Annotated in this window: 8 protein-coding genes; 1 reads left to right on the forward strand and 7 read right to left on the reverse strand. The window is 51.9% G+C overall.

The features are described from left to right. Positions 1-41 precede the first annotated feature (41 nt). Positions 42-1,355, reverse strand: a complete 1,314-nt coding sequence (gene ugpB / locus J1785_RS06860; RefSeq protein WP_129955178.1) for a sn-glycerol-3-phosphate ABC transporter substrate-binding protein UgpB — start codon at positions 1,353-1,355, stop codon at positions 42-44. Between the two features lie 305 nt (positions 1,356-1,660). Here ugpB and J1785_RS06865 point away from each other — a divergent pair, with 305 nt between their 5' ends. Then, entirely contained in the window at positions 1,661-2,740 is a 1,080-nt protein-coding gene (locus J1785_RS06865; RefSeq protein ID WP_217219103.1) for a hypothetical protein, read from the forward strand. 59 nt (positions 2,741-2,799) lie between these two features. Here J1785_RS06865 and J1785_RS06870 read toward each other — a convergent pair whose 3' ends face one another. The 6 genes from J1785_RS06870 to J1785_RS06895 all read right to left on the reverse strand — a co-directional run bounded on the left by J1785_RS06870 (position 2,800) and on the right by J1785_RS06895 (position 9,172). Further along, on the reverse strand, positions 2,800-3,987 hold the full coding sequence (locus tag J1785_RS06870; RefSeq protein WP_217219104.1) for an aminotransferase-like domain-containing protein: 1,188 nt from the start codon (positions 3,985-3,987) through the stop codon (positions 2,800-2,802). Between the two features lie 131 nt (positions 3,988-4,118). Beyond that, on the reverse strand, positions 4,119-4,820 hold the full coding sequence (gene livF, locus J1785_RS06875) for a high-affinity branched-chain amino acid ABC transporter ATP-binding protein LivF (RefSeq protein WP_015699082.1): 702 nt from the start codon (positions 4,818-4,820) through the stop codon (positions 4,119-4,121). 27 nt (positions 4,821-4,847) lie between these two features. Next, positions 4,848-5,618, reverse strand: coding sequence for a high-affinity branched-chain amino acid ABC transporter ATP-binding protein LivG (gene livG, locus J1785_RS06880; protein WP_013577465.1), 771 nt, complete (start codon positions 5,616-5,618; stop codon positions 4,848-4,850). Next, entirely contained in the window at positions 5,615-6,904 is a 1,290-nt protein-coding gene (locus J1785_RS06885; protein ID WP_129955181.1) for a high-affinity branched-chain amino acid ABC transporter permease LivM, read from the reverse strand. The genes livG and J1785_RS06885 overlap by 4 nt, the downstream gene beginning before the upstream one ends. After that, positions 6,901-7,827 carry a high-affinity branched-chain amino acid ABC transporter permease LivH gene (gene livH, locus J1785_RS06890; RefSeq protein WP_013577467.1) on the reverse strand — a complete coding sequence of 309 codons (927 nt, stop codon included), beginning with the start codon at positions 7,825-7,827 and terminating at the stop codon, positions 6,901-6,903. Before livH ends, J1785_RS06885 begins: the two co-directional genes overlap by 4 nt. A gap of 232 nt (positions 7,828-8,059) precedes the next feature. Next, on the reverse strand, positions 8,060-9,172 hold the full coding sequence (locus J1785_RS06895; RefSeq protein ID WP_129955182.1) for a branched-chain amino acid ABC transporter substrate-binding protein: 1,113 nt from the start codon (positions 9,170-9,172) through the stop codon (positions 8,060-8,062). Positions 9,173-9,320 lie beyond the last annotated feature (148 nt).

A 9,320-nucleotide genomic window follows, 5' to 3' on the forward strand; every position in this document is an offset into this window, starting at 1 on the left:
ACCCCAACCCTCCCCTTCGCTGGGGAGGGAGCAAAACTGGATTACTTAGTAGAAGCTTCGAAGCGACGGAGTAACAAATTCCCGCGCTGTACCGCAGTATCTAATGCTTCTTTGGCAGTTTTCTTACCACTCCATACGCTTTCCAGTTCTTCATCCACGATGGTGCGGATCTGAGGCATGTTGCCCAGACGCAGACCCTTGGTGAACGGCAATGGCGGCTTGTTCAGCATCTGGCGGGTAGCAACGTCAGAACCCGGGTTCTTGTCGTAGAAGCCCTCTTTTTTGGTCAGTTCATACGCGGCGGTGGTCACCGGCAGATAACCGGTTTTCTGATGCCATTCGGCAGCAATTTCAGGTGTGGTCAGGAATTGCAGGAATTCGGCAACGCCTTTGTAGGTATTTTTGTCTTTGCCGTTCATTACCCACAGGCTTGCACCACCGATGATGGCGTTTTGTGGGGCGCCTTTGATGTCTGCGTCGTAAGGCATCATGCCTACGCCATAGCTGAATTTAGAATACTGACGGATGTCAGCCAGGGAACCGGAAGAGGCGGTGGTCATTGCGCAATCGCCGTTATAGAACTTGGCGGTGGATTCATCCTTACGACCAAAATAGGTGAAATCACCTTTTTTGTTCATGTCTTCCAGCATCTGAATATGTTTGATTTGCTCTGGTTTGTTGAATTCCAAAACAGCATCCGTGCCATCGAAGCCATTATTTTTGGTAGCGATCGGCAGACCATGCCAGGCGCTGAAGTTCTCGATTTGGATCCAACCCTGCCAGCCACTGGCGTAGCCACATTTCATGCCAGCTTCACGTAATTTCTCGGTGTACACCGCCATATCCTGCCAGGTTTTCGGCGGCTGATCCGGATTAAGACCGGCTTTCTTAAAAGCGTCTTTGTTGTAATACAGCACCGGCGTGGAGCTGTTGAAAGGCTGAGACAGCAGGCGGCCTTTGGAATCGGAGTAATAACCCGAAACAGTCGGCACAAACTGGGAAACGTCTTCTTTAATCCCTGCATCACTAAACACTTCGTAAACCGGTTTGATGGCTTTGCTGGCCATCATGGTCGCGGTGCCCACTTCGTAAACCTGCAGAATCGCAGGCGCATTACCGGTTCGGTACGCTGCAATCCCAGCCGCCAGGCTTTCGTCGTATTTGCCTTTATAGACAGGCACAATTTTGACATCAGGGTGCGTCTGGTTAAAACGGTCAGCCAGCGAGTTCACTTCTTTGCCTAACTCGCCATCCATAGAGTGCCAGAAAGGAATTTCTGTCACAGCAAAAGCATTGGCGCTGAAAGCCAGCGCCAGCGCGGTGCCAATGACCGTTTTTTTGAGGTTGATGAACATGCCTGTCTCCTGAATTCTGCTGGTGTAGAACAAGTGCAGAGAAATAATGGATATTAAGAAACGTTTTTATTCGGGAGCTAACATGACATGGAAAAATGACAGAAAAACATAAAATCAATGACAGTAATATGATAGCGATGTTAAATAAAGCTTTGTAGGGCATTGCTTAATTCATAATGAATTCGACTTGAACAGCCACTAAAATTATCATGCACTCAGAAAAATCTACTACCCACCTCATTTACAACCCCTTAAATAACATACAAATACTAGGTGTAATTAAGAGAAATGGAAGGTAAGAACATATGCCAGATAAAATATGGACGATAGAGGAATTTAAAAAGCAATCCAATCTGGGATTGTTTCACAGAAGGGCCAATGTTTATCTGGCTCATATTGATACGCTCTTACAACATTACAAAATCATTACGTTAGAAACGCCCGATTTAGAAGCCAATCTGCTGCTAATGATTTGTGATGCCTGTCAGAAATATTATCACCGTAAGCCTGCAAACCATCGCGCTGCGGCGGTCATGATACTTCATGATCAGGCCCTTAAACGCGCTAAGGCCCTCACTCTTCAACTCGTGACCGGCGATAGCTCAGGCCACGGACTTCGGGGTTGGGCAAAAGTCAGGGCGGCAGTAAAACCTTTTGTGGTGGGAGTAACGGGCAAAACACATCACCGTTTACATCAAGATTACTGGCAGGAAGCATTAATACCCGGCCATTTTCCTTTAGCAAGGGCCATTGCTTATAGTAAAGACCCGTTATCAATCTGGAAGACGTCCTCAAGCCCATTGAGTTTTTTGGACTGGCTGCGTGAATTTTATATTCCGGATATGTTTGATAATAAAAAGGGAGAAGAATTACTACGCAGACTGCAAATGGGCGTCACTTATTTAGACAGCGCACAGCGTGAAGATAAAAAAATTTATATCAACAATGGCATCATTTATAATTCACGCGGTGAACGGTTTCACACGGGTAATATGAGCACCAATATTGCTGGCGAGGGATGGGCCATATTTGTGATGGCGCCCAATAATAGCCTTTACGCTAACGATCATAGGGTGGATATTTTCCACCACTCGAGCTTCCTGAGCGGCGCGCCGGTACAGGCTGCCGGTGAAATAGCGGTAAATAATGGAATTTTGGTCGGGATTACGTGTAAAAGCGGCCATTACCGCCCGAATGCGGCCAGTTTTGTGCGCATTTTATTCTGGCTAAAGCAGCATGGCGCCCTGCTCCAGGGTGTTGCTGCCTGTCCGGTCATTAGCAATCATATTCAGGAATTTTTTGACGCGGAAGAAGTGCTGTTAAATGGCGGGAAAAAGGGAACGAAAAATATAAAACCGTGTAAAGTTTATCCATCCGACATGTAATGCCTGCCGGCAGGTACCGGGCACAAAAAGGTACCTGCTGACAGACAAGCGAAGGAAAATTACAATGCGCGTTTGAGGCGGGCAACCGCCTCATGCATTTGCTCTTCAGTCGCGGTAGCGAACGACAAACGGAACGTCGAGTGATCCGGGTTATCGGCATAGAAGAATTCGCCCGGTACAAATACCACACCCTGCGCCAGCGTCTTTTTCATCCAGTCAGCACAATTACGCGGTTCGCGGAAGCGTGCCCACAGGAACATGCCGCCTTTCGGATATTCAAACGTCAGCACGTCTCCCAGTTCGCGTTCCAGCAGTTCGGCCATAACCTGACATTTCTTTTTATAGGCCGTACGGATGGTTTCGATCTGCTTCGGCAGACGGCCCAGGCCGAGATAATATTCGGCAATTGTCTGCGACAGCGCGCTGGCATGCAGATCCGCCGCCTGCTTGATGATGGCAACTTTGTGCAGTAGCCAGTCGGGCATAATGACCCAGCCCAGACGCAGGCCCGGTGCCAGGATTTTAGAAAATGTCGAAGTGTAGATGATGTTATCCGCGTTACCGTACAGCGCCTTCGACAGCTCGAAAAGCGTCGGCTGGCGTTCTTCAGTGAAACGCAGTTCGCCGTACGGGTCATCTTCCACAATCAGAAATTCGTGCTGTGCCGCCAGTTTTACCAGCTGTTCGCGACGGGCACGACTCAGGGTCACGCCGCTCGGGTTACCGAATGTCGGGACAAGATATACACCTTTGATTTTGTGCGTCTTCAGCAGTTGTGCCAGCTCATCAACAATCATGCCATCGCCGTCAGAACCGACGGATAACAGTCTGGCCTCCGCCAGTTCCAGCGTCTGTAAGGCTGCCAGATAGGTCGGGCGCTCGACAACGAAAACGTCATCCGGGTTTACCACGGCGCGCATCACCAGATCCAGCGCCTGCTGGGAGCCGGCAGTGACCACAATATCATCCGGACTGGCCACCACTCCGCGTTCCTGACAAAGCTCAGCAATACGCTCACGCAGCGTATAACTGCCTTCAGTCAGCCCATACTGAAAAGCATGCTCCGGCTGTTCAGTGATGGCCAGTTGCGTCGCCTCACGCAGACCGTCGAAATCAAAAAGCGCCGAAGAAGGAATACCACCCGCCAGCGAAATAACGCCTTCCATCTTGCTGTGTTTCAGCAATTCCCGGATGGCCGAACTTTTAAGCCTGACCATACGGGCGGCGAGTAAACCTTCTGTGTTCATGACATGTTCCTGATGGTATGCAAAGTTATACGAATGTAAGAGATGTTAATTTATAGACAAAATAAAAACCGCAAAGCGCTTGCCGTGCGGTTTGTCAGATTTAACACCGTTTTTTAAAATCCGAAGCCAGTTTATGCACCGAGATAAGCCGCACGCACTGCTTCGTTCGCCAGCAATGCCGCACCGGTGTCTTCCAGCACCACATGACCGTTTTCCAGCACATAGCCGCGATCGGCCAGTTTCAGCGCCTGATTGGCGTTTTGCTCAACCAGGAAGATGGTCATGCCTTCTTCGCGCAACTGCTGGATAGTGTCGAAAATCTGCTGGATGATGATAGGTGCCAGCCCCAGCGACGGTTCATCGAGCAACAGCAAGCGTGGCTGACTCATCAGCGCACGGCCAATCGCCAGCATCTGTTGCTCACCGCCGGACATGGTGCCTGAACGCTGCACACGACGCTCTTTCAGGCGCGGGAACAACGTAAACACACGCTCCAGCCGCTCCTGATACTGATCGCGTGTGGCAAAGAAACCGCCCATCGCCAGGTTTTCTTCCACCGTCATACGGGAGAATACGCGGCGACCTTCCGGCACAATCGCGATATCGCCGCGCATGATTTTGGCGGTCTGCCACTGTGTGATGTCTTTCCCTTCGAAAATAATCGAGCCGTTCGTCGCACGCGGTTCGCCACATAAACTGCCGAGCAGCGTGGTTTTACCGGCACCGTTTGCGCCGATCAGCGTGACGATTTCCCCTTTATTAATGTTCAGGCTGACTTCATGCAGCGCCTGAATTTTGCCGTAATGGGCGGATACCTGATTAAATGACAACATCTTGTTCTGTCCCTTAGACTTCGCCCATTAACCTTCGCCTAAATAGGCGCGGATCACGTCAGGATTATTACGAATTTCAGCCGGTGTGCCTTGCGCCAGCGGCGTTCCCTGATTCACCACGTAGATGCGGTCAGAAATGCCCATGACCAGTTTCATGTCGTGCTCAATCAGCAGCACCGACACGTTGTGCTGGTTACGCAGTTCAGCAATCAGCTGGTTCAGCTCTTCAGTTTCACGCGGGTTCAGGCCGGCAGCCGGTTCGTCGAGCATCAGGATTTCCGGACGCGTTACCATGCAGCGGACAATTTCCAGCCTGCGTTGCTGGCCGTAAGCCAGATTACCCGCCTGGCGGTTTGCCAGTTCGAGCAATCCGACGCGCTCCAGCCAGTCAGCAGCACGATCCAGAGCATCGGCTTCAGCACGGCGAAAACCCGGCGTTTTGAACAGGCCAGCCAGTACACCGCTTTTCAGGTGCTGATGCTGGGCGACCAGCAGGTTTTCGATCACGGTCATTTCACGGAACAGGCGTACGTGCTGGAAAGTTCGCACCACGCCCATGCGGGCAATTTTCTGCCCCGGCAATCCTTCAAGATGTTGATCACGTAACTTAATGGTGCCGCCGCTTGGTTTATAGAAACCGGTCAGGCAGTTAAATACCGTGGTTTTACCGGCACCGTTGGGGCCGATCAGGGAAACAATTTCACCCTGATTAAGGTTCAGCGCCACGTTGTTGACCGCCAGCAGGCCGCCAAAACGCATCATCAGCCCTTCAACCGCTAACAGAGGTTGCGTACTCATGCCTTTTCCCCCTGATCCGCGATTTGTTGCTTAGACAGTTTCAGTTTCAGTTGCGGTCGCTTCATCGGCAGCAAGCCCTGCGGACGCCAGATCATCATCAGCACCATCAACGCACCGAGCAGTAACATGCTGTATTCATTGAGATCACGCATCAGCTCACGGGATACCACCAGCAGAATCGCCGCCAGGATAACCGCAAACTGCGAGCCCATCCCGCCGAGCACCACGATAGCCAGCACGAACGCAGATTCCGCAAAAGTGAAGGATTCCGGGCTGACAAAGCCCTGACGTGCCGCAAACAGCGTACCGGCAAAACCGGCAAACGCAGCGCTGATGGTGAATGCGGTCAATTTGATGCGGGTCGGGTTCAGGCCCAGTGAGCGGCAGGCAATTTCATCTTCACGCAGTGCTTCCCATGCACGACCCAGCGGCATACGCAGCAAACGGTTGATAATGAACAAGGTTGCGATCACCAGCAGCAGCGCCACCATGTACAGGAAGATGATGCGATCACTCGGGTCATACGTGACATGAAAGAAGTTACTGAAGGTATCCCAGCCGCCGTCGCGCGGCGTACGGCTGAATTCCAGCCCGAACAGCGTCGGTTTAGGGATCTGGCTGATGCCGTTCGGCCCGCCGGTCAGTTCGGTATTATTGAGCAGCAGGATACGGACAATTTCGCCGAAACCCAACGTGACGATCGCCAGATAGTCACCGCGCAGCCGCAAAACCGGGAATCCGAGCAGGAAACCGAATGCCGCAGACACCAGACCGGCCAGCGGTAAGGCTTCCCAGAAACCGATGCCATAATAATGGTTGAGCAATGCGTACGTGTAAGCACCAATGGCGTAAAAGCCGCCGTAGCCCAGCACCAGCAGACCGGACAGCCCGACCACAACATTGAGACCGAGGCCCAGCATAATGTAGATCAGGGTCAGCGTGGCGATATCCACTGTGCCGCGCGAGACGATAAACGGCCAGGCGATGGCGGCGATAATCAGCACCAGCGCCAGCAGTTTTTGTTTTGGCGTTGAGCCATCAAAGCTTGGCAAAACCCAGCCAGGACCCGAGACTTTTTTCAGGCTGCTACTGACCATCGGGCGGAACAACTGGAACACGAAGACGATCACACAACCGATGGCAATCCACGTCCAGCGCACTTCACCGGCCCCGTTGACCACCAGTTTTGTGCCGTCGAGACTCAGCTGCAATCCCATAATGAACGCCGCCAGCACCAGCAGGACGAATGCCGAGACCAGCGCATTTAACAGATTCAGGCGCTTCATACTTTCTCAACCTCCGGGCGACCAAGAATACCGGTCGGCAGCACCAGCAACACCACGATCAGCAGTGCGAAGGAGACCACGTCTTTGTATTCAGTGCTCAGATACGCCGAGGTCAGCGCTTCGGCCACGCCTAAAATCAGGCCGCCGATCATCGCGCCCGGAATACTGCCGATCCCTCCCAGCACCGCTGCGGTGAAGGCTTTCATCCCGGCCATAAAGCCAATATACGGATTAATGACACCGTAAAACTGACCGAGCAGAACGCCCGCCACGGCCGCCATTAATGCACCAATGACGAAGGTCAGCGAAATTACGCGGTCCGTGCTGATGCCCAGCAGGCTGGCCATTTTGAGATCTTCTGCGCAGGCACGGCAGGCGCGGCCCATGCGTGAATAACGGATGAACAACGTCAACGCCAGCATCGCAACAAACGTGACGACCCAGATAATCAGCTGCATGGTGCTGATGGTCGCCGCAAAGCCGTTGGTCTCTCCCAGTTTCCACTGGCCGGTAACCAGACTCGGTAAGGCAAGATCGCGTGAGCCCTGGGTCAGGCTGACGTAGTTTTGCAGAAAAATAGACATCCCGATGGCAGAAATCAGTGCAATCAGACGCTTGGAGTTACGCACCGGCTTATATGCCACGCGTTCAATACTCCAGCCATACGCACTGGAAATTACAATCGCCGCGATGAAACCGGCACCGATCAGCAACCAGCTGGCATCGATACCCATCATCATCAGGGCGGCGATAACGATAAAGGAGACATAACTGCCGATCATATACACCTCGCCGTGGGCGAAGTTAATCATGCCGATAATGCCGTAAACCATGGTGTAACCAATGGCAATCAGCGCATAAGTGCTGCCCAACGTGACACCGTTGAACATCTGCTGAATGAAATAGAGGAACTGCTCTGACATACCCTATCCTTATTAATCAAGGGTTTGATAACTTGTGCTGAGACTGCAACCCGGCGCCTCTTATAACAATAGACGCCGGGCAGAGTAATGCGCTGTTCTGAAACATAATGCCCAAAATCATTCGTGTTGCATCAAGGCGGCAACTGAATGAATCCCCGGGAGCTTACACAGGTAAGTGACCGGGGTGAATGAAGGCGGCCAACGCAGAGGCGGCGCGAAGGATGCCGGGCATTTATTTGATTGGGGTAGACGTGCCGTCTTTATGCCACTCGAAGATACCGAATTCGAATCCTTTCAGGTCACCTTTATCATCCCAGCTCAGCGGGCCCATTACGGTATCCACTGACGCTGATTTCAGATTTTTGGCGATATCAGCCGGTTCCATGCTGCCACTACGTTCCATACCGGTCGTCAGCGCCTGCAATGCGGCGTAAGTCGTCCAGACGAACGGACCGGTTGGATCCAGTTTCTTGGCTTTCAGCGCATCAACGATTGGCTGGTTGGCTGGAACCTGGTCATAGCGTTTTGGCAATGTCACCAGCATGCCTTCAGAGGCATCACCCGCGATGTTAGACAATGAAGAGTTGCCCACGCCTTCCGGGCCCATAAATTTCGCTGCCAGACCGGCTTGTTTTGACTGACGCAGGATCTGACCCATTTCCGGGTAATAACCGCCGAAATAAACGAAATCGACGTTTTCTTTTTTCAGACGCGCCACCAGTGTGGAGAAATCTTTGTCGCCTGCGGTTACGCCTTCAAAAAGAACAACGTTACCGCCACCTTTTTTCAGCGCGTCCTGTACGGAACGGGCCAGACCTTCGCCGTATTGCTGTTTATCATGCACAACAGCGATGCGTTTTGGTTTGATGGTATCGAGGATATATTTCGCTGCGGTCGGACCCTGATCGGAATCCAGACCGGTGGTGCGCATCACCATTTTATAACCACGGGTGGTCAGGTCAGCGTTGGTCGCCGCCGGAGTGATCATCAGCACGCCTTCATCTTCATAGATGTCCGAGGCAGGCTGAGTGGAAGAAGAACACAGGTGGCCGATAACATAACGGATACCGTCGTTAATCACTTTGTTGGCCACGGCAACAGCTTGTTTAGGGTCACAGGCATCGTCATATTCCACGCCAACCAGTTTATCGCCCTTCACTCCGCCTTTGGCGTTGATGTCAGCGATCGCCTGTTTTGCCCCCGTAAATTCCATGTCGCCGTACTGGGCAACCGGACCTGACATAGCACCCACGATGGCAACTTTGATGTCTTTTGCGAACGCCGCCTGACTCATTGCTAATGCGATACACCCTGCCAGCCAGATCTTACCCTTTGTTACTTTCATCCGATTACCCCGTTCATGTGTGTGTTGTGGTTTGCTCTTTGTTGCCTGTTCAAAACATCATCACTTAGGAAATTTAGTATAAGTAATAACGAGTTACCGGCTTATTTCGTCTTATTTTCGAATAAGACTTTATAATTCATAACATTAA

This window comes from Rahnella perminowiae (assembly GCF_019049755.1).
GTDB classification, from domain to species: domain Bacteria; phylum Pseudomonadota; class Gammaproteobacteria; order Enterobacterales; family Enterobacteriaceae; genus Rahnella; species Rahnella perminowiae.